The sequence below is a fragment of the Kitasatospora cheerisanensis KCTC 2395 genome, assembly GCF_000696185.1.
In the GTDB taxonomy this organism is placed as follows: Bacteria; Actinomycetota; Actinomycetes; order Streptomycetales; family Streptomycetaceae; genus Kitasatospora; species Kitasatospora cheerisanensis.
Genome location: NZ_KK853997.1, coordinates 7,623,019 through 7,642,217, shown reverse-complemented (window position 1 = coordinate 7,642,217; position 19,199 = coordinate 7,623,019). Strand labels below are relative to the sequence as shown.

The following is a 19,199-nucleotide window of genomic DNA, read 5'->3' as shown; positions in this document are numbered from 1 at the left end:
GACCACGGCGGCCGCCGCGAGTCCGGCCGCCGCCGAGGCCTTCCGTCGTCTGGAGGAGCGGTTCGGCGCCCGGCTCGGCGTGTACGTGCTGGACACCGGCTCCGGTCGGGAGGTCGCCCACCGGGCGGACGAGCGTTTCGCGTTCGCCTCCACCTCCAAGGCCCTGGTCGGCGGCGCGCTGCTGCGCCGCGCCTCCGACGCGGACCTGGAGCGGGTGGTGACGTACCGTCAGCAGGACGTGCTGGCGTGGGCGCCCGTCACCTCGCAGCACCTGGCGACCGGGATGAAGCTGCGTGACCTGCTGGCCGCGTCCCTGGACCACAGCGACAACACCGCGGCCAACCTGGTCATGGCCGAGGTCGGCGGCCCGGCGGCCGTGCAGCAGGCGCTGCGCGACCTCGGCGACAGCACCACCGACGTCAGCCGTACCGAGCCCGCGCTCAACGAGGCCGTCCCCGGCGACCGGCGGGACACCAGCACGCCCCGCGTGCTCGCGGACGACCTGCGGCAGTACCTCCTCGGCGACGTCCTGCCGCCCGCACGGCGGCAGTTGCTCACCGACCTGATGCTCGCCAACACCACCGGCGGCCCGTACATCCGGGCGGGCGTCCCCGCCGGGTGGCAGGTCGCGGACCGGACCGGCAACGGCGGCTACGGCACCCGCAACGACCTCGCCGTGGTCTGGCCGGGCGGCGGCCGCAAGCCGCTGGTCGTCGCCGTCCTCTCCGACCGCTCCCGGCCGGACGCCCCCTCGAACGACACCCTGCTCGCCGAGGCCACCGAGGCCGCGCTCGACCTGCTGGCTTCCTGATCCGCCCTCGACTTCCTGGAGTGACAGTGACGTTCCCGCCCCTGCCCGGCTCCGCCGACCGGCTCTCCCGGCGCGGCTTCGGCCGGCTCTCCGCCCTCGCCCTCGCCGCAGGTGCCGCCGCCGGCCCGCTGGTCCTCGCCGGACCGGCCGCCGCCGACGGCACGGACGCCCGGGCCTGGTACGAACCGGCCCACCGACTGGCCGGGTCCGACCCCGTCCTGCGCGCGCTGGTGACAGCGCTGACGCCCGACCTCCCGTACCCGCTCCCGCCCGCGCCCGCGCCGGTGAAACTGTTCGACAACCTCGCCGTGCTGAGCGCCGGTTGGGTCTCCGCGACGGCCGTGCTGACCGAGGACGGCATCGTGCTGATCGACGCGCTCACCTCGCCGGCGGAGGCCGAGGGCATCATCGTCCCCGGGCTGCGCGCGCTGGGCGCCGACCCCGCGACGATCAAGTACGTCGTGCTCACCCAGGGCCACTACGACCACTTCGGGGGCGCGCAGCTGCTCGCCGACCGGTACGGCGCACGGGTGTTGATGTCCCCCGCCGACTGGGACCTGGTCGCCGCCACCCGGCCCGCGGACGCCCCCGTCCGGGACTTGGACATCGCCGACGGCCAGGCCCTCACCCTCGGCGGCACCACGATCCGGCTGCACCACACCCCCGGGCACACCCCCGGCACCGTCTCGCCGATCATCCCGGTCCGCGACGGCGGCCGCCGCCACACCGCCATGCTGTGGGGCGGCCTGCTCCCGCCCGGCACGCTCCCGGAGCTCGGCACCTACCTCGCGTCCGTCGAGTCCTTCCGCACCCGCATGGCCCGGGCCGGCGTGGACGTCGAACTCTCCAACCACCCCACGACCGACCACTCCCTCGAACGCGCCGAGCAGCTCCGCGCCCACCCCGAGGCCCCCAACCCCTTCGTCCTCGGCCGCCCGCGCACCGACCGCTTCATGGCCGTCATGTCGGCGATGCTCCGCGGCCGCATCGCCGCCGCCGAAGCTGCGGGCGCCCCGCCCCCCCGGCCTCGCAGTGCTGCTGACTCGGGGGCCGGGCAGAAGGCGGCGCAGGCACGCGGCGGCCGGCCCGGGAGAGTTCGCGCAGCACGAACCCGGCCGGGCCGGCCGCTCTCGGAACGAGGACGGTGCACCGGCAGTGCCGGCCCCGGCGGTCAGTCGAGGCAGAACTCGTTGCCCTCGACGTCCTGCATGACCTGGCAGGACTCGTTGTACTCGTCGGCGAGCAGGAGTTGGCCGCGGGTGGCGCCGAGGGCGACGAGGCGGGCGCTCTCGGCTTCGAGGGCCGCGAGGCGCTCCTCGCCGACCAGGCCGGTGCCGACCCGGACGTCGACGTGGACGCGGTTCTTGACGACCTTGCCCTCGGGGACGCGCTGGAAGTACATGCGCGGGCCGACGCCCTCGGGGTCGGCGGCCGTGAACCAGGCGCCGCGCTGCTCGGGAGCCAGCGACTCGGTGTACGCCTCCCAGCTGTCGAACTCCGGGGGCGGCTGCGGGGGCACGTACCCGAGCGCCGCGCACCAGAAGCGGCCGACCCGCTCCGGATCGGCGCAGTCGAAGGTGATCTGGATCTTCTTGACCGATGGCATCGCGCCACCATAGCAGGATGGATCTTGCCTGCCAGGCGATTATTCCGACCGGCCGCGAGCACCTGCGCAGCCGCGCTGACCTGGTCCTCTCGCCCGGGGACCGGTGTGGTCGGGCTGCCGTCCGGGCGCCGCCGGTCCGCGCGCCGGGGCAGACTGGCGGCCGGGCTCGGGCAGCGGATTCGGGCTGCGGATTCGGACGGCAGGGGGACGGCGTGCACCCGTGGGACTTCGGTTCGCGTGAGCGGGAGTTGCGGCGGGCCGCGGCGCGGATGCGCCGGCGGCTGCGCCGGCACCCCGTCGTGGGCGAGTGGCAGCAGTTGGCGTACTGGGATCCGCTGCCGGCCGCCCGGACGCTCACCGATGCGGTGGGGAACGGCAGTTGGGCGGCGCGCAGCCGGCTGGGGGTGCCGGGGCCGTTCTACGCCGGGGAGACCGACACGGGGCTGAACGGTCCTTACTACCTGCCGGAGCACGTGCTGTCCGACGACGGGCAGGAGTTCGTCCACCGGCAGCCCGGGAATCCGCGGGAGCTCGCCGGCCTGGTGGAGGTCGCGCACGACGAGCCGCTCGGCGGCTACGGCTGGGACGGCGACCGGCACTGGACGCCGGCGGCGGTGCGCGCCTGGTGGGCGCGCCGTGCCGAGGTCCGGGCGTGGATCGCGGCGGAACTGGCCGCCGACCGCAACGACCCGGACGCGCTGCGCGCCTACGCCGCCTACCTGGACGGCGGGTTGGAGGCGTACCTGCGGGGCTACCTGTTCTGGCTGCTGGAAGGCCGGGAGCCGGGTCTCGGCGAGCCGCTGCCGCGGCTCTGAGCCGGTCCGGTGTCGGCGCGGCGTGTGATGCTCCGCCCCATGGGAGCACTGTTCGGCTACTTCGCCGCTGCTGACGATGACGACGCCCTGGGGGCGGTCGTCCGGGACGATGACGAGCCCTTCGGGACGGGGTACGACGGGACGGTGGTGAAGGGCCTCGATCCGGTGGTGGCGCTCGGCCCGGCCGAGGAGTTGCTGACGGGGCGGTCGGCCGCCGAGCTCCGGGCGGATCCGCGCTGCGGGGGTCTGGTCGGGACGAGCGAGGACGGCGAGGCGCTGGTGCTCTCGCTGTCGGACGCGCTCCGGGACGCGCTGGCGCGGTGCGGCGACGCCGCGCCGGCCGAGGTCGCGGCGCGCTGGGCGGCGACCGACGGGCTGTTCCCCGGCGTGCCGGATCCGGAGCATCTCGCGGACTTCCTCCGCGAGTTGGCCGCGCTCGCCGCGCGGGCGGCGGCCCGGGGCGGGCGGCTGTACTGCTGGGTCTGCCCGTGACGCGGGGACGGATAGGGTCGCGTGCCATGACGGTCGATGCGGTGTTGCGTGGGGCGGTCGCCTTTCCGGGCGGTCGCGAACTGGTGCTCGGGTTCGGGTTCGAGGGACACGGCGGTGCGCGCCGGGTGCTGCGGCGGGACGGGGACCGGCTGTCGGTGTTCGAGCTGGACGCGGTGTTCGACGGGCGAACCGAGCCGCTGGCCGTCTTCCCGGTGCCGTGGCCCGCGTGGACGCAGGGCGGGCATTCGGTCGGCCCGGACGGCGGGTTCGCGGCGTTCTCGGGGCAGCGCGCGGTCCGCGCCGTGAACCGGGACGGCACGACCCGGTGGGAGTACCGGCACTCGTGCTGGGGCCCGCTGGTGGGCCATCCGCACAGCGGTGACGAGCAGGAGGTGTGCGCGGGCTCCGAGCACGGGTCCTGCCGGGTCTCGGACGACGGCCGCGTGGTGTGGGCGCACGTCCCGGTGATCGGCCCGCGGCGGAGGACTACGCCGAGGCGTGGGTGGTGCTGGACGCCGACGACGGCCGGGAGTTGGCCCGGCTCGACCTGGAGTGCGTCGCGTCCGGCTCGCACCAGCTGTCGCACCCGGACAGCGGTCACCTGGGCCTGTGCGTCGGCATGGGCCAGGACGGCATCGGCCTGTACTGGGCCCGCTGGGACGGCTCGCGCCTGCACGACGTCCGGCTGGAGGAGGACGGCGAGCGCATCCTGACGGACGTTCACCCCGGCCGCGAGGCGTACCTGACGGTCCAGCACGACGGCTGGGACGTCCAACTGCACGGCCTCGACGGCACCCTCCTCGCCGAGGGCGCCCCGCTCCCGTCCGACGACCCGGACGAGCCCGCCTGCTGGGACTGGTACTGCGGCTTCGTCGACCCGCGCACCGTCCTCGCCTCCACCCTGGACTTCGACGACGACAACGGCGCCCACTGGCTCCTCGACGCCGCCACCCTCACCCCCCGCACCGCCGTCTCCTACCCCGCCGGCCGCACCCCGGGCTACGCCCGCCCCCTCGGCGACGGCACCTGGCTGACCTTCGACGACCGCACCGGCCTCCTCCAACGCTGGTCGGCCCCGAACGTCGACTGACCGGCCGTCGGCCCGGGGGTGAGGTCAGAGGAGCCAGAGGCCGAGGCCGGTGACGAGGATGCCGATGGCGATGAGGAGGGGGCCGAGGAGGTGGTCGCGGGGGCGGTCGGTGCCGGGGCGGATGCGGATGGTGGAGACCAGGCCGAGGCCGGCGAGCAGGGCTCCGAGCGGGGTCAGGATCACCCACAGGAGGGGCGCGACCGTGTGGCCGGAGATCATCGGGCCGTCGGCCGGGCGGCGGGTCGGGGGCGCTCGCCGGGCGCAGACGGTACGTGGGGTGCGGCCATGGTGGGGGTCCTCCTGCGGTAGTCCGCACGACGCTACCCGGGTCCGCAACAAGACTCCGCCACGGATTGGCAAAGCCTTCGCCGCGACCCTCGGCCGGGCGGCCCGGAGGGCGTTCTTGACGGTCCGTCAGCCAAAACCGGCCCCCGACGTCCCACGTTCCGTTCCCAGCGAACGTCCAGGAAACTCCCTGGTCGTTCGGAGGGGGATTCCGGGGCGGTTGCGCGGGCGGTGAGGAGAACGCGGCGGGGGCGCGGGGCCGCGCGGAGGGAGTGCGGCGACCCCGGCCGGGCACCACCTTGCCGGGCCGGGGTCGTGCGGGAGGGAACGGGCCGGTTCAGCCGACCGGGACGGACGGCCGTTCGACGGCGACCGCGGCCGCCTCCCGCTTCGCGGCCCGGCTCGCGGTGCGGCGGGCGACCAGCCGGTTGACCAGGGTGACCATCACCCAGGCGTAGGCCCAGCCGACCAGCACGTCGATGATGAAGTGCTCGCCGCCGTAGACCAGGGTGAAGCCCATGGCCAGGGGGTACGCGGCGAGTATCACCCGCAGGGTGCGCCCGGCCCGGGGCCAGAACACCAGGGCGATCATCATCGGGTAGGCGGAGTGCAGGGACGGCATCGCGGCCACGTCGTTGGCGAACCGGCTGCCGTTCTCGAAGATGGTGCCGGCCCGGTGCAGGCCGCTGTTCTCCAGCACGGCGTTGACGATCCGGTCGACGGCGGGCAGGTGGTTCTCGATCGCGGCCAGCCACGGCGGGTCCGCGGGGTACAGCACGTAGGTGAGGAACCCGGCGAAGGTGATCGACAGGTAGCAGGCGAGGAAGTGCCGGAAGCGGGCGTGGTTGCGTTTCCAGAGCACGGCGAGGATCCCGAACACCGCGAAGAAGTGCGACATGTAGACGCCGACGATCGCGTAGTCGTACCACTGCGGCTGCCCGGGGTGGTAGAGCAGGTGCTGGAGCCGCACCGTCCAGGTCTCGCCGAAGCCGAGCACCTCGTCGAAGGCGATCTGCGGCGCGTAGTGCGGCCGCCAGGGGGTGTGCGCGCCGTAGCCCCGGAGCAGCGAGTACGCCCAGACCACGGCCATCACCGGCACCCAGTCGCGCAGGACGTACAGCCAGCCCTTGCGGCCGCCGCTGTGGACGGACGCGGCGACCAGCGCGGCGATCAGCCACAGGAACACCACGTCGTTGGCGTACGGCAGGCCGTAGACCGCCAGGTAGCGCCAGAAGGCCAGCGCGAACAGCGGCCAGGCGAGGTGCCGGGGGCGGAGTCTGGCCAGCAGGTGGAGCGCCATCGAGCGTGACCGGGCTGCCAGGTGGGACGAGTCGATCATGCGTAACGACGCTAGCAAGAGCGCCTTTGAGAAACCTCCAGCCGCGCGCCCGGGCTCCCAGTGAATTCCCAGACGGCACACGGACGGGCGACGCCGCCGTCCGCGCGGGCGGACGGCGGCGTCGGGGCGGGCCCGTCAGTCGAGCCGGGCGGACTCGCCGAGGGCGATCCGGGCGTAGCGGGTGGTGTCCTCCTCGCGGCCGAGCCAGCCGTCGAAGTTGGCCATGCCGATCTCGCTGTGGTTGGCGTCGTGGATGGGGAAGGTCCGCTCGGGGCGGACGGCGCGCACCATCTCGATCGCGGCGCGCAGCCCCAGCCACGGCCCGGAGGAGGGCAGCAGCAGGGCGCGCACCTCCTCGTCGGGGACGTGCAGCGAGTCGCCCGGGTGGTAGAGGCCGTCGAGCAGGTAGCCGAGGTTGGGGCAGTCCGGGAGGTCGTCGATGGTGACGGCGTGCCGGCCGCCGACGGCGCGCACCGCGAAGCCGCCGGCCTCGAACCGCTCCCCCAGCCCGACGGCGTGCACCGCGCCGCCGAGTTCGTCCGCGACGTCCTTCGGTGCGTACACCTCCAGCGCCGGGTTCGACACCCGGGCCGCGGCCAGCAGTTCGGCGTCCACGTGGTCGCTGTGCCCGTGGGTGATCAGCACGGCGCGCACTCCGGTGAACGCCTCCGGCTCCGTCCAGCAGCCCGGGTCGATCAGCACGGACTTCTCGCCGTCCTCGACCCGGACGCACGCGTGGGCATACTTCGTCAGCAGCATCCGCCCAACCTAGCGGGGCCGCCGATCCGCCGCTTCCCCTTTTCCGCAGCGCTCCTGACGGTGCGTCAGCACGGTGGGCCACCGACGTCCGCCTGGTAAGGGCGGCTGTCGGTGGCCCGGTGCGCGCGGTCAGCGGGTGACGGCTTCGCGCAGGCGCTTCTTGTCGGGCTTGCCGACCGGCGTCAGCGGGATCTCGTCGACGAGGTGCAGCGCCTCGGGGGCGAAGATCCGCCCCTTGCGGGCGGTGACGAAGGCCCGGAGCTCCTCCAACTGCGGCTGCGCGCCCGGCGCGGGGACGACGGCGACGTGGACGTGTTCGGTCTCCTGGTCGTCGCGGACGCCGAAGACCGCGCAGCGGGCGACCGTCGGGTGGGTGAGCAGCAGGTCCTCCACCTCGGAGGGGTAGACGTGGCCGCCGACCACGATGATCAGGTCCTTGACCCGGTCGGAGAGGTAGAGGTAGCCGTCCTCGTCGAGGTAGCCGACGTCGCCGGTGTTCAGCCAGCCGTCGCGCAGCACCTGGGCGGTGAGGTCGGGGCGCTTCCAGTAGCCGGCCATGATGGTGTCGGAGCGCAGGTGGATCTCGCCCTGCTCGCCCACCGGCAGGTCCGTGCCGTCGACCGAGCGGATCGCCACCTCGACGTTCGGGATCGGCCGGCCGACCGGCAGTTGGCCGTTGCGGCCGATCCGCTCGTGCTCCAGCGGGCTGAGCGCGGAGATCAGCTGCGCCTCGGACATACCATAGACGCCGACCAGGACCGGCCCGAACACCTTGAGCGCCTCGCGGATCCGGGTCGGCGAGGCGGCGCTGCCGCCGTACATGATCAGCCGCAGGCTGGACAGGTCGGTGCGGCCGATCGCCGGGTGGTCGAGGAGTTGGTGCAGCAGCGCGGGCAGCACCCAGAGGTCGGTGATGCGCTCGCGTTCGACGGCCGCGAGGACGGCGCCGGGGTCGAAGGAGCGCTGGAGGACCACGGTGCCGCCGCGCTGGAGGACCATGTCGGAGAGGAACCCGGCGAGGTGCGCCAGCGGGGTGGCGGCGAGCAGCCGGGGTTCGGCCGCGCCGCTGCCGACGGGGGCGTCGAAGACCCGGCGGTAGGGGCCGTGCAGGCTGACGATGCCCTTCGGGATGCCGGTGGTGCCGCCGGTGTGACGGATGCTCAGGTGGTCGTCGGGGCCGACCCGGACGTCCGGGGGTTCGGCGGGGCGGTGCGCGGCGGCGGCGATCGCGTCCTCGCCGATCGTGCCGCCGGCCGGGCCGGGCCGAGCGTGAGCACCGTCGGCACCTCGGCGCGCCGCACCAACTCGGGTGCGTCGGCGTACCGTTCGGCGTCCACCAGCAGCACCTCGGTGTCGACGCTGGTGGTGATCTCGGCGAGCACCGGGACGCTCATGCCGTCGTACAGGTTCACCACCCGGGCGCCCGCGAGGCCCGCCGCGTACCGGGCGCTCAGCGCCTCGGCGGTGTTGCCGGTCAGCAGGGTCACGGTGGTGCCGCGGCCCGCGCCACGGGCGATCAGCTCGTGGGCGAGGCGGTAGGTGGCGGCGGCGAAGTCGCCGGCGGTGACGTCCGCCCCGTCGGCGGTGACGATGACCCGCCGGCCGGGGTCGGAGGCCATGGACCGGAGGATCAGCGCCGGTCCGCTGACGAACTCCGCGTCGGACACGGCTACTTCTTCGTTGTGGTTGGCAACCATGGGCACAGGCTAACCCCGCTCCGCCGTCCGTCCCGGGACGGACGGCGCGATATTGGCGTGAACACTCCTACGGCGGCGCATTCATGACGGTCCATCAGGAATCGGCCCGCCGGATCCGGCGCCCCGCCTCGCCTGACGGCCCGTCGGGTCCCGGTCAGCCGGCCCCGACGCTCGGAACGGCGCCCGATGCGGCACCCGCTGCGGCGCTCGGTCCACCCGATCCGGCACCCGATGCGGCACCCGGTGCGGCGCTCGGTCCACCCGATCCGGCACCCGATGCGGCACCCGGTGCGGCGGCGGCCGGCCAGACGGTGACCTCCAGTCTGACCAGGCCGATGTCGTACGGGATGTCGGTGATCCTGGCGGCGATCACCGCGCCCTTGCTGCTGGTCAGGCAGAGTGTGGCGCCGGCCCGGATGCCCTTGGCGTCGTTGGCGGGGCGCTCGGCGGCCGTGTAGTAGCGGAAGCTCTTCAGGGTGCCCGCCCGGGCGGCTTCGCGGCAGCTCGCCTCGGTGATCTCGGCCCCGGCGGGGAGCACCGCGGCGAGGTTGCCGAGCACCACGGTCGGCGCGGGGTGGCTGTGGACCACGAGTTCGTAGGACTTCCGGTCGGCCTCGGAGGCGGCGTTCCAGTCCTCGTCGTCGACCAGCGTGGAGAGCGGCTTGTCGTTCGGCGCGTCCAGGTCGATCAGTTCGTAGCCGCTGCTGACCACGTCGATCTGGAAGGTCACGGTGCGCGCCGCGCGGACGCTGGGGCTCGCCTCGGCGGACGGCGAGGGGGACGGTGACGGCCCGGGCGTCGGGGTGGCGGCGGGCGAGGGCATGGGCGGCGGGACCTGCGGGGTGGAGACGCTGTCGTTGGACTTGATGCCGATGGGCAGCGCCGTGATGATGCCGGCCGCGTTCATGGCGAGGACGGTGATCGCGGCGACCGTCCCGACGATGGAGAGCGAGAGCAGGATGGCACGCCGGTTGGCGGGGGTGTCCGGGGCCTCCCAGGAGACGCCTTCGCGGGTGGCCCGGAACGTCACCCGGTCCGGATGGCCCTCGTCGGGGTGCGGGCCGGGCGGCTGCTCCCCGTCGTGGGGCGGCGGCCCGGAGTCGGGTGCGGTCACGTGGTCTCCTGGTACGGGCAGGGGCCGGGCTGATCCGCCATCAGGTCGGATCCGGTTCGCCACCGTACAGTTGCCCGGCCCGCGGCCCGTGCGGGCCGCCCGGCGGACCGGTCGCCGGCGGTGGTTTCCCTGCTGGGCGCATGCCCCGTCACGGCACCGGCGGAACTGATCCTTTCGGGGTCCGCACCGATCGGGTGAATCACTCGTTCGAGCGAGCGACCCCCCGACGGCGCGGCCGGGTGCGGCCGGTGCGAGTGACGGTCCGTCAGGAGAGCGGGGTCAGCCGGCGGCCTCGATGCGTTCGACGATCTGCTCGCACAGCTCGTGGGTGCGCAGCGCGTCCGCGGCGTCGAGGGTCTTGCCGGCCCGCAGCGCGTCCAGGAAGTGCAGGACGACCTGCTCGATGCCGCGCTGGCGGGCGACCGGCACCCAGTCGCCGCGGCGGCGGACGGTGGGCTGGCCCTTGTGGTCGACCACCTCGGCGAGGTTGTGGACCTCGCGCTTGGAGTCGGCGCCGGAGACTTCGAGGATCTCCTCGGCGGAGCCGGAGACCCGGTTCATCAGCCCGAGCGCGGTGAAGCCCTCGCCGCCCAGCGTGAGGACGACGTGCTCGACCAGGCCGTTCCGGGTGCGGGCCCGGACGTCCACGTGCTCGATCTCGCCGGGGGCGAGGAAGCGCAGGGTGTCGACGACGTGGATGAAGTCGTCGTAGACCAGGGTGCGGGCCCGCTCGGGCAGTCCTTCGCGGTGCTTCTGCAGGACGATCAGGTCGCGCGGGCGTTCGGCGGCGAGCAGGTAGCCGGGGGCGTGCCGCCGGTTGAAGCCGACCGCGAGCGAGCGTCCGGCCCGCTCGGCCAGGCCGACCAGGCGGCGCGCGCCGTCCAGGTCGTAGGCCAGCGGCTTGTCCACGTACACGTCGACGCCGCGGGCCAGCAGCTTCTCCACGATCGGGACGTGCTGGTCGGTGGCGGCGTGCACGAACGCGGCGCGGATGCCGGAGTCGATCAGCTCGTCCAGGTCGGTGGTGCGGAACGGGATCCGGTAGGCGTCGCCGAGCCGGTCGAGCTTGGCCCGGTCCCGGGTCATCAGCCGCAGGTCCAGGCCGGGCTGGGCGGCCAGCACCGGCAGGTAGGCCTTCTGCGCGATGTCGCCGAGTCCGATGACGCCGATCGGAAGGGCGGTGCGGTCGGACTCGTGATCGCTCATCTGGGCACTCCTGCGAGGTGGGTGGCGGTCGGCGCGGACCACCGGCAGCATATGCCAGCGCCCTCGGCGGTCCGTCAGGACGCGGGTCCGGCCCCGGGCGGGAGCAGCGCGGCGGCCAGTTCGCGCCAGGCGGGCAGCGGGAGTTCGGCCGGGTCGGGGGTGAGGACCTGGAGGCAGACGTGGTCGGCGCCGGCGTCGAGGTGTTCGCCGACCCGGCGGGCGACGGCGTCGAGGTCGCCGTGCGCGACCAGGGCGTCGACCAGGCGGCGGCTCGGGGCGGGCGCCAGGTCCTGGTCGGTGAAGCCGAGGCGGCGCAGGTTGGCCTGCTGGTGGGCGGCGTAGGTGGTGTACACGGCGACGTGGGCGGTGGCGGTCTCCCGGGCGCGGGCCGGGTCGGGGTCGAGCACGACGGCCTGTTCGACGGCGAGGACGGCGTCGGGGCCGAGGGCGGTGCGGGCCAGGGCGGTGTGCTCGGGCGGCACGAAGTAGGTGTGGGCGCCGGCGGTTCGGGCGGCGGCGAGCCGGAGCATGGCGGGTCCGAGGGCGGCCAGCAGCCGGCGGCGGACGGGGTCGGCAGCGGTGGCGGCGGGGCCGCCGGGGCGGCGTCGAGGTCGTCGAGGTAGCCGCGGGTGCCGGCCAGCGGGCCGGCGGGGGTGGCGCCGGGGGTGCCGGCCACCCGGTGGCCGCCGAGGCCGAGCAGGTAGCGGCCGGGGTGGGCGTCGTCGAGGGTGCGGGTGGCGGCGGCGGTGGCCTGCGGGGTGCGCCGGCCCATGTCGGCGATGCCGGAGGCGACGGTGATCCGGCGGGTGGCGTCGAGCAGCAGCCAGGCCTGGCCGAAGCTGTCGCGACCCTCGCCCTCGCCGAACCACAGGGCGCCGTAGCCGAGTTCGTCGATCTCGGCGGCGGCCTCGCGGACCGCCGCGGCGGGCTGCTGTTCGAAGGCGAAGGTCCACAGGCCGATCCGGCCCAGGTCCTCGCGCAGCTGATGGTCGGTCATGTCCGGTCCCCCTGGAGCGAGTCGGCGCGGCCGGGCGGGCCGCGAAGGCGAAGCGGAGAGGCTCTCCGTTTCGCCTTCGCTACGATACGGAGCGGCTCTCCGTTTGACCAGCCCCCGCCGGGCCCGCACCGAGGCGAGGTGTTCGCGCATGACCGCCGACCGGACGCCGCGCTCCGACGCGCAGCGCAACCGCCTGGCCGTACTGGCCGCGGCCGAGGAGGTGTTCGCGGCGAGCGGCCCCGGCGCCTCGCTCAACGAGGTGGCCCGCCGGGCGGGCGTCGGCCCGGGCACCCTGTACCGGCACTTCCCGGCCGGGGCCCGCTGCTGGCCGCACTGGTCGCCGACCGGATCGACCGCCTCACCGAGCGCGGCCGCGAGCTGCTCGCCGCCCCGTCGGCCGGGGACGGCCTCGCCGAGTGGCTGGCGGCCTTCGTCGACCACGCCCGGGCGAACCAGGGCCTGGGCGGCGCGGCCCTGCTGGAGGCCGCCGAGCACGAGGCGGGCCTCGACTGCGCGGCCCGGATCCGCGCCGCCGCCGAGGAGTTGACGGCCCGTGCCCGCCGGTCGGACGCCGTCCGCCCGGACGTCCGGGCGGACGACCTGCTCGACCTCGCCCTCGGCATCGCCCTCGCCACCACCGCCGACCCGGCCCCGGACCGCGCCCACCGCCTGCTCGCCCTGGCCCTGAGAGGCGTCCGGACAGCGCCCTGACGGGGCGTCCGGAATCGCGGCCAGACCGGTCGCCCGGACCGCGCCCTGACGGGGCGTCGGCCGCTACTGCCCCAGCATCCGGCGGAAGTCGGCGACCGCGTCCGACAGGCGGCCGGCGTAGCCGCCCTGGGCGAGGCGCAGCACGAACTCGACGGCCGCGTCGGGGTGCGGGTCGGTGTAGGGCTGCCGGTTGTAGTCGAGGAACAGCAGCATCGACTCGAAGGCAGTGCGCTTGTTCCGGTCCGTCATGGGGTGGTTGCGGGCCAGGGACTCGCCGAGCGCGACGGCCTTGGTCCACACGTCCGGGTAGGCGTCGGCGCCGAACACCGTGGCCCGCGGCCGGCCCAGCGCGGACTGCAGCAGCGAGGGCTCGCGGACGGCGGCGGCGTCGCCCAGCAGCCAGTCGAGGTCGTCATCGTCCAGGTGGTCGACGGGCTGACGGTGCGTCACAGCTCGGCCAGCCTCTCCAGCGTCTCCGCGTTGGCCGCGCGGATCCGCGCCACCAGGGCGGCCCGGCGCTCGGCCCGCCGGGCCGACGTCCAGGCGACGTGCCGCGGATCCTGCTGGTCCTCCTGCTGCTGCTCCGACATGGCGCGCCCCCTTCCGGTTCCGTTGCTCCGGGTACCGACGGTAGGGGCCGGCCGGCGGCCGGTCGAACGGTTTTCCGCCGGTGACGGGCCGTACGGAAAGCCCGGCGAGCCGTCAGGCGGGCTGGGCGGGGCGGCAGTCGAGGTGGCCGGCGGCTTCGGCGAGGGCGAGCAGGACGGGGCGCAGCAGCGGGTGGAGTTCGGCGCCGGCCCGGGTCGCGGCGAACACCTTGCGGGTGGCGAGGGCGCTGTCGACGGGGCGGACGGCGACCCGGCCGGGGTCGGTGCCGCGCAGCGCGGAGCGCGGGACGAGGGCGACGCCGGCGCCGGCCGAGGCGAGCGCGGTGACGGCGCTGAAGTCGTCGGAGGAGTGCACCAGGCGCGGCTGGAAGCCGGCGTTCTCGCAGGCCAGCAGGACCACGTCGTGGCAGGGGTTGCCGGGATAGGGGCCGATCCACGGTTCGGCGGCGAGGTCGGCGACGGCGACCGGGCCGTGGCCGACGGCCAGCGGGTGGCCGAGCGGCAGGACGGCGTCGAAGGGTTCGGCGTACAGCGGGAGCCGGGTCAGCCGCCGGTCGTCGGGGCGCGGCGCGCCGCGGTACTCGACGGCGACGGCGATGTCGGCGCGGCCGTCGAGCAGCATCGGCAGGCTGGCGTCGCCCTCGGCGTCGAGCGCCTTGACGCGCAGGCCGGGGTCGGTGCCGGCCAGGGCGGCGATCGCGGGGGCGAGGACCATGGCGATGCCGGTGGCGAACGCGGCGACGGTGACTTCGCCGGCCGCGCCGGCGCTGTAGGCGGCCAGGTCGGCCTCGGCGCGTTCCAGTTGGGCGAGGACGGCGTCGGCGTGGCAGACCAGGATCTCGCCGGCGGCGGTGAGGCGGACGCCCCGGCCGTCGCGGACCAGCAGGGTGTGGCCGGTCTCCTGTTCGAGGGCGGCGAGCTGCTGGGAGACCGCGGAGGGGGTGAGGTAGAGCGCGGCCGCCGCGGCGGTCACGGTCCGGTGGTCGGCCACGGCCCGCAGGGTCCGCAGCCGTCGTGCGTCGATCACGGATCAATTCTGCCAGCGTCGCGGGGGTGCTCCGTCCAGGTGACGGGGTCGGCCGCGGAGAAGGTGGTGGCGCGGGGAGCCGGGGGGTGGCTCCCCGCGCCTCGGCGGGCCGCCCGGGGGATGGGAGGTGGGCGGCCCGTCGGGGACGGCGCGGTTGAGGGTTGCCCGCGCCAGGCTGGGGGCTACTCGCCGAGCGCGGCGCGGGCGTCGACGAACGCGGCGACGGCGCGCTCGACGTCCTCGGTGCTGTGCGCGGCGGACAGCTGGACCCGGATCCGGGCGGCGCCGTGCGGCACCACCGGGTAGGAGAAGCCGATCACGTAGACGCCGCGCTCCAGGAGCAGTTCGGCGAGGCGGCCGGCCTTGGCGGCGTCGCCGACCATGACCGGGGCGATCGGGTGCTCGCCGGGCAGGATCTCGAACCCGGCCTCGGTCATCTTCGTGCGGAACAGCTCGGTGTTGGCGGCGAGCTTGGCCCGCAGGTCGTCGCTGGTCTCCAGCAGGTCGAGCACGGTCAGCGAGGCGGCCGCGATCACCGGGGCGAGGGAGTTGGAGAACAGGTACGGGCGGGAGCGCTGGCGCAGCAGGGCGACGATCTCGCGGCGGGCGGCGACGTAGCCGCCGGACGCGCCGCCGAGGGCCTTGCCGAGGGTGCCGGTGATGATGTCCACCCGGTCCATCACGCCGTGCAGTTCGGGGGTGCCTCGGCCGGTGGGGCCGACGAAGCCGACGGCGTGCGAGTCGTCGACCATGACCATCGCGTTGTAGCGGTCGGCGAGGTCGCAGATCTCGGCGAGCGGCGCGATGTAGCCGTCCATGGAGAACACGCCGTCGGTGACGATCAGGCGGCGGCGGGCGTCCTGGCTGTCCTTGAGCTGCTGCTCCAGGTCGGCCAGGTCGCGGTTGGCGTAGCGGTGGCGGCGCGCCTTGCACAGGCGGATGCCGTCGATGATGGAGGCGTGGTTGAGGGCGTCGGAGATGACCGCGTCGCGCTCGTCGAGGAGGGTCTCGAAGACGCCGCCGTTGGCGTCGAAGCAGGAGGAGTAGAGGATCGTGTCCTCCTGGCCGAGGAACTGGGAGAGCCGCTGCTCCAGTTCCTTGTGCACGTCCTGGGTGCCGCAGATGAAGCGGACCGAGGCCATGCCGTAGCCCCAGCGGTCCAGCGCCTCCTTGGCGGAGTCGACGACCTTGGGGTGGTCGGCGAGGCCGAGGTAGTTGTTGGCGCAGAAGTTGAGCACCTGGCCGCCGTTGCCGGAGGTGACGGTGATCTCGGCGGACTGCGGGGTGCCGATGACGCGCTCGGGCTTGAACAGGCCGGCTTCGCGGATCTCGTCGAGGGTGGCGGCGAGGTCGTCGCGGACGGTGTCGAACACGGGGGGTCGCTCCTAACGAAGTGTCAACTGGCTTGTCGAGCTTGCGGTTTAGAGCGTGGTCCAGTCGAGGATGACCTTGCCGCAGTTGCCGCCGGCGGCCTCGTCGAAGGCGGCCTCGAACTCCTGGACGGGGTGCCGGCCGGTGATCACCGGGGTGAGGTCGAGTCCGCCCTCGAGCAGCACGGACATCGCGTACCAGGTCTCGAACATCTCGCGGCCGTAGATGCCCTTGATGGTGAGCATCGAGGTGACCACCGCGGACCAGTCGATCGGGAACTGGTCGGCGGGCAGGCCGAGCATGGCGATCTTTCCGCCGTGCGTCATGTTGGCGATCATCGACTGCATGGCCTCGGGGCGGCCGGACATCTCCAGGCCGACGTCGAAGCCCTCGCGCAGGCCCAGCTGGTGCTGGCCGTCCTCGATGGTGTGGGTGGAGACGTCCAGGGCGAGCGTGACGCCGAGCTTGCGGGCCAGCTCCAGGCGGTACGGCGAGACGTCGGTGATCATCACGTTGCGGGCGCCGGCGTGCTTGGCGACGGCGGCGGCCATGATGCCGATCGGGCCGGCGCCGGTGACCAGCACGTCCTCGCCGACCAGCGGGAAGGACAGCGCGGTGTGCACGGCGTTGCCGAACGGGTCGAAGATGGCGGCCACGTCGAGGTCGACCGGGACGCGGTGCACCCAGACGTTGGAGGCGGGCAGCGCGACGTACTCGGCGAACGCGCCGTCCCGGTTGACGCCCAGGCCGATCGTGTTGCGGCACAGGTGGCGGCGGCCGGCCAGGCAGTTGCGGCACTTGCCGCAGACCAGGTGGCCCTCGCCGCTGACCAGGTCGCCGACGTTGATGTCGGTGACGGCGGAGCCGAGCGCGGCGACCTCGCCGACGAACTCGTGGCCGATGGTCATCGGGGTCTTGATGGTCTGCTGCGCCCAGCCGTCCCACTTGCGGATGTGCAGGTCGGTGCCGCAGATGCCGGTCCGCAGGACCTTGATCAGGACGTCGCCCGGGCCGATCTCCGGCTCCGGGACGTCGGTCATCCACAGGCCGGGGGCGGCGTCCAGCTTGACGAGTGCCTTCACTGCGAGGGCTCCTGACGCGAAGTGCGGACGGTCCTGCGGTCGGCAGGTCCGGGTCCGGGCATGCCGCGGGATCGGCAGGCCGGTGGGCGGCCCGGCGTGCGGCGGTCACCGGGCCGGGCAGGTGAAATCTGCCTGGTCACGGCGGGTGCGGTCCATCGAGGAATTCTTAACGGGTGCCACAGCAGGGCTGAACGATCGTGCCCGAGCTGGGTGGCGGGGCGGTCGGCGGCGTGCCCGCAAGGCACCCGGACGGAGCAGCGGCAGGGGTCTTGACGGGCCGTCAGCGCACCGTCCGCGCCTTGACCTGGTCTTGACAGTGGGGATTGGTCCAGTCCATTTTGTTGTCGCGCTCCCCGCACCTCCACCCCCATCCCCCACTGGAGGTACCCCCGTGCATGCCCCCAACCGCCGCGCCACCGCGGTCGGCGCCGCCGCGCTGCTGCTGGCGTCGGCCGCGGTCGCGGCCGTCCCGAGCTCCGCGAGCGCCGCGAACATCCTGACCAACCCCGGCTTCGAGTCCGGCTCCCTGAGCGGCTGGTCCTGCTCGGGCGGCACCGGCTCGGTGGTCTCCACGCCCGTCCACGGCGGGTCCAAGGCGCTGTCCGGCGCGGTCACCGCCTCGGACAACGCCAAGTGCGCGCAGACCGTCGCGGTGCAGCCCAACACCACGTACACGCTGTCCAGCTGGGTCCGCGGCAACTACGTCTACCTGGGCGTGACGGGCGGCGGCTCGACCTGGACGCCGTCCGCGTCGGACTGGAAGCAGCTGTCGGTGACCTTCACCACCGGCGCCACCCAGACCAGCGCCGAGGTGTACCTGAACGGCTGGTTCGGCCAGGGCGCCTACTACGCGGACGACGTCAGCCTGGACGGCCCGGGCGGCACTCCCGGCGACACGCAGGCGCCGACCGCGCCGAGCGGCCTGGTCGCCACCGCGACGGCCGCCACGCAGGTCTCGCTGTCCTGGGGCGCCTCCACCGACAACGTCGGCGTCACCGGCTACGACGTCTACCGCAACGGCACCCTCGCCACCACCGTCACCGGCACCACCGCGACCGTCACCGGCCTGACCGCCTCCACCGCCTACACCTTCACCGTCAAGGCCCACGACGCCGCCGGCAACACCTCCGCCGCCTCCAACTCCCTCTCCGTCAGCACCACTTCGGGCGGCGGAACGCCGAGCGGCTTCAAGCAGGCCGCGCCGTACCTGTACAACGGCTGGGGCAACCCGCCGTCGCCGACCACGGTGATGAACGCCAGCGGCATCAAGTGGTTCACGCTGGCGTTCGTGCTGGCGCAGAACGGCTGCAACCCGACCTGGGACAGCCAGCGCCCGCTGCTGAACGGCGTGGACCAGCAGACCATCAACGCGGTGCGGGCCGCCGGCGGCGACGTCGTCCCGTCCTTCGGCGGCTGGTCGGGCAACAAGCTCGGCCCGAACTGCGCGGACGCCACCGCACTGGCTGGCGCGTACCAGAAGGTCATCGACGCCTACCAGTTGAAGGCGATCGACATCGACATCGAGAACACCGACGAGTTCGAGAACTACACCGTCCAGGACCGCATCCTGAACGCCCTGAAGATCGTCAAGCAGAAGAACCCGGGCATCCGGACCATCGTCACGTTCGGCACCGCCACCAGTGGCCCGACCGCGGACGGCAACCGGCTGATCGAGCAGTCGAAGGCCCTCGGCGCGGACATCGACGTCTTCACCATCATGCCGTTCGACTTCGGCAACGCCTCGACCGACATGTACGCCGCCACCGTCAGCGCGGCGAACGGCCTGAAGAACAAGCTGAAGTCGGTCTACGGCTGGGACGACGCCACCGCGTACTCGCACCTGGGCATCTCCGGCATGAACGGTCTCAGCGACAACAACGAGACCACCACCATCGCCAACTGGACCGCGATCCGAGACTGGGCCAACACCAACCACATCGCCCGCCTCGCGTTCTGGTCCGTCAACCGCGACCGCGGCTGCGCGGGCGGCGGCCTCCAGGAGACCTGCTCCGGCATCGCCCAGAACGACTGGCAGTTCAGCACCATCACGGCCGGCTTCACCGGCTGACGCACCGCGCCACCACGAGCGGCCCCGGTCTCCCCCGCGGAGACCGGGGCCGCCCGTCCCCCTCACGGCCCGTCAGCACCCGGCCAGCCGCCGGGCGACGCGCCGCCGCCGGTGCGCCCGC

The 19,199-nt window shown here is 74.0% G+C and carries 21 protein-coding genes and 2 pseudogenes; 8 read left to right on the top strand and 15 right to left on the bottom strand.

Annotation, left to right across the window (positions count from 1 at the left end; all coding sequences use genetic code 11):
• Both bla and KCH_RS46890 read left to right on the top strand, forming a co-directional pair.
• Positions 1 to 811: class A beta-lactamase (gene bla, locus KCH_RS34390; RefSeq protein ID WP_084224088.1), on the top strand; the 811-nt coding region annotated here is incomplete at its 5' end.
• Positions 812 to 831: 20 nt separating this feature from the next.
• Positions 832 to 1,500 (top strand): annotated as a pseudogene (locus KCH_RS46890) (MBL fold metallo-hydrolase); the annotation flags it as partial.
• A gap of 482 nt (positions 1,501 to 1,982) precedes the next feature.
• On the opposite strand, the gene KCH_RS40510 reads toward KCH_RS46890, so the two are convergent.
• Positions 1,983 to 2,417: a VOC family protein gene (locus tag KCH_RS40510; RefSeq protein ID WP_084224312.1), complete on the bottom strand. Its 435-nt coding sequence runs from the start codon at positions 2,415 to 2,417 to the stop codon at positions 1,983 to 1,985.
• 212 nt (positions 2,418 to 2,629) lie between these two features.
• On the opposite strand from KCH_RS40510, the gene KCH_RS45490 reads away from it, so the two are divergent.
• From KCH_RS45490 to KCH_RS45485, 3 genes are all read left to right on the top strand, one after another.
• Positions 2,630 to 3,232, top strand: a complete 603-nt coding sequence (locus KCH_RS45490) for a ferredoxin (RefSeq protein WP_244305563.1) — start codon at positions 2,630 to 2,632, stop codon at positions 3,230 to 3,232.
• 39 nt (positions 3,233 to 3,271) lie between these two features.
• The gene (locus tag KCH_RS34375; RefSeq protein ID WP_035875101.1) at positions 3,272 to 3,724 is read left to right on the top strand and encodes a hypothetical protein; all 453 of its coding nucleotides are present in this window, start codon (positions 3,272 to 3,274) and stop codon (positions 3,722 to 3,724) included.
• Positions 3,725 to 4,172: 448 nt separating this feature from the next.
• On the top strand, positions 4,173 to 4,814 hold the full coding sequence (locus KCH_RS45485; RefSeq protein WP_244305562.1) for a hypothetical protein: 642 nt from the start codon (positions 4,173 to 4,175) through the stop codon (positions 4,812 to 4,814).
• A gap of 24 nt (positions 4,815 to 4,838) precedes the next feature.
• Here KCH_RS45485 and KCH_RS34365 read toward each other — a convergent pair whose 3' ends face one another.
• The 9 genes and pseudogenes from KCH_RS34365 to KCH_RS45475 all read right to left on the bottom strand — a co-directional run.
• Positions 4,839 to 5,033, bottom strand: coding sequence for a hypothetical protein (locus tag KCH_RS34365; RefSeq protein WP_035869770.1), 195 nt, complete (start codon positions 5,031 to 5,033; stop codon positions 4,839 to 4,841).
• A gap of 403 nt (positions 5,034 to 5,436) precedes the next feature.
• A complete protein-coding gene (locus KCH_RS34360) occupies positions 5,437 to 6,438 on the bottom strand; it encodes a phosphatase PAP2 family protein (protein WP_051653757.1) in 1,002 nt (333 codons plus the stop codon).
• Positions 6,439 to 6,573: 135 nt separating this feature from the next.
• Positions 6,574 to 7,197, bottom strand: a complete 624-nt coding sequence (locus KCH_RS34355) for an MBL fold metallo-hydrolase (RefSeq protein WP_035869769.1) — start codon at positions 7,195 to 7,197, stop codon at positions 6,574 to 6,576.
• Positions 7,198 to 7,326: 129 nt separating this feature from the next.
• A complete protein-coding gene (locus KCH_RS34350; RefSeq protein ID WP_341865499.1) occupies positions 7,327 to 8,355 on the bottom strand; it encodes an AMP-binding protein in 1,029 nt (342 codons plus the stop codon).
• 2 nt (positions 8,356 to 8,357) lie between these two features.
• On the bottom strand, positions 8,358 to 8,894 hold the full coding sequence (locus tag KCH_RS46885; protein WP_341865455.1) for an AMP-binding protein: 537 nt from the start codon (positions 8,892 to 8,894) through the stop codon (positions 8,358 to 8,360).
• Positions 8,895 to 9,048: 154 nt separating this feature from the next.
• Positions 9,049 to 10,008, bottom strand: a complete 960-nt coding sequence (locus tag KCH_RS34345; RefSeq protein ID WP_035869768.1) for a hypothetical protein — start codon at positions 10,006 to 10,008, stop codon at positions 9,049 to 9,051.
• A gap of 279 nt (positions 10,009 to 10,287) precedes the next feature.
• A complete protein-coding gene (locus tag KCH_RS34340; protein ID WP_035869766.1) occupies positions 10,288 to 11,214 on the bottom strand; it encodes a Gfo/Idh/MocA family protein in 927 nt (308 codons plus the stop codon).
• Positions 11,215 to 11,288: 74 nt separating this feature from the next.
• Entirely contained in the window at positions 11,289 to 11,744 is a 456-nt protein-coding gene (locus tag KCH_RS45480; protein WP_244305561.1) for an LLM class oxidoreductase, read from the bottom strand.
• A 155-nt stretch (positions 11,745 to 11,899) separates the two neighbouring features.
• Positions 11,900 to 12,211: pseudogene (locus KCH_RS45475) on the bottom strand (LLM class flavin-dependent oxidoreductase); the annotation flags it as partial.
• Here KCH_RS45475 and KCH_RS34330 point away from each other — a divergent pair.
• Together KCH_RS34330 and KCH_RS45470 are read left to right on the top strand one after the other, a co-directional pair.
• The gene (locus tag KCH_RS34330; protein WP_341865498.1) at positions 12,210 to 12,758 is read left to right on the top strand and encodes a TetR/AcrR family transcriptional regulator; all 549 of its coding nucleotides are present in this window, start codon (positions 12,210 to 12,212) and stop codon (positions 12,756 to 12,758) included. The pseudogene KCH_RS45475 and the gene KCH_RS34330 overlap by 2 nt on opposite strands.
• The gene (locus KCH_RS45470; RefSeq protein ID WP_341865497.1) at positions 12,671 to 12,922 is read left to right on the top strand and encodes an SbtR family transcriptional regulator; all 252 of its coding nucleotides are present in this window, start codon (positions 12,671 to 12,673) and stop codon (positions 12,920 to 12,922) included. The genes KCH_RS34330 and KCH_RS45470 overlap by 88 nt, the downstream gene beginning before the upstream one ends.
• Before the next feature lie 63 nt (positions 12,923 to 12,985).
• Here the strand turns inward: KCH_RS45470 and KCH_RS34325 are convergent, their stop codons facing one another.
• From KCH_RS34325 to tdh, 5 genes are all read right to left on the bottom strand, one after another.
• On the bottom strand, positions 12,986 to 13,372 hold the full coding sequence (locus tag KCH_RS34325; protein WP_244305558.1) for a type II toxin-antitoxin system death-on-curing family toxin: 387 nt from the start codon (positions 13,370 to 13,372) through the stop codon (positions 12,986 to 12,988).
• Positions 13,369 to 13,512 (bottom strand): hypothetical protein, encoded by a 144-nt coding sequence (locus tag KCH_RS41980; protein ID WP_157032322.1) that lies wholly within the window; start codon positions 13,510 to 13,512, stop codon positions 13,369 to 13,371. Before KCH_RS41980 ends, KCH_RS34325 begins: the two co-directional genes overlap by 4 nt.
• A gap of 112 nt (positions 13,513 to 13,624) precedes the next feature.
• The gene (locus KCH_RS34320) at positions 13,625 to 14,557 is read right to left on the bottom strand and encodes a LysR family transcriptional regulator (RefSeq protein WP_035869764.1); all 933 of its coding nucleotides are present in this window, start codon (positions 14,555 to 14,557) and stop codon (positions 13,625 to 13,627) included.
• Between the two features lie 182 nt (positions 14,558 to 14,739).
• Positions 14,740 to 15,930: a glycine C-acetyltransferase gene (locus KCH_RS34315; RefSeq protein WP_035869761.1), complete on the bottom strand. Its 1,191-nt coding sequence runs from the start codon at positions 15,928 to 15,930 to the stop codon at positions 14,740 to 14,742.
• 48 nt (positions 15,931 to 15,978) lie between these two features.
• A complete protein-coding gene (tdh, locus tag KCH_RS34310; protein ID WP_035869758.1) occupies positions 15,979 to 17,010 on the bottom strand; it encodes an L-threonine 3-dehydrogenase in 1,032 nt (343 codons plus the stop codon).
• A 391-nt stretch (positions 17,011 to 17,401) separates the two neighbouring features.
• Between tdh and KCH_RS34305 the strand changes: the two genes are divergently transcribed.
• Positions 17,402 to 19,078 (top strand): carbohydrate binding domain-containing protein, encoded by a 1,677-nt coding sequence (locus tag KCH_RS34305; protein WP_035869757.1) that lies wholly within the window; start codon positions 17,402 to 17,404, stop codon positions 19,076 to 19,078.
• Positions 19,079 to 19,199: the final 121 nt, after the last annotated feature.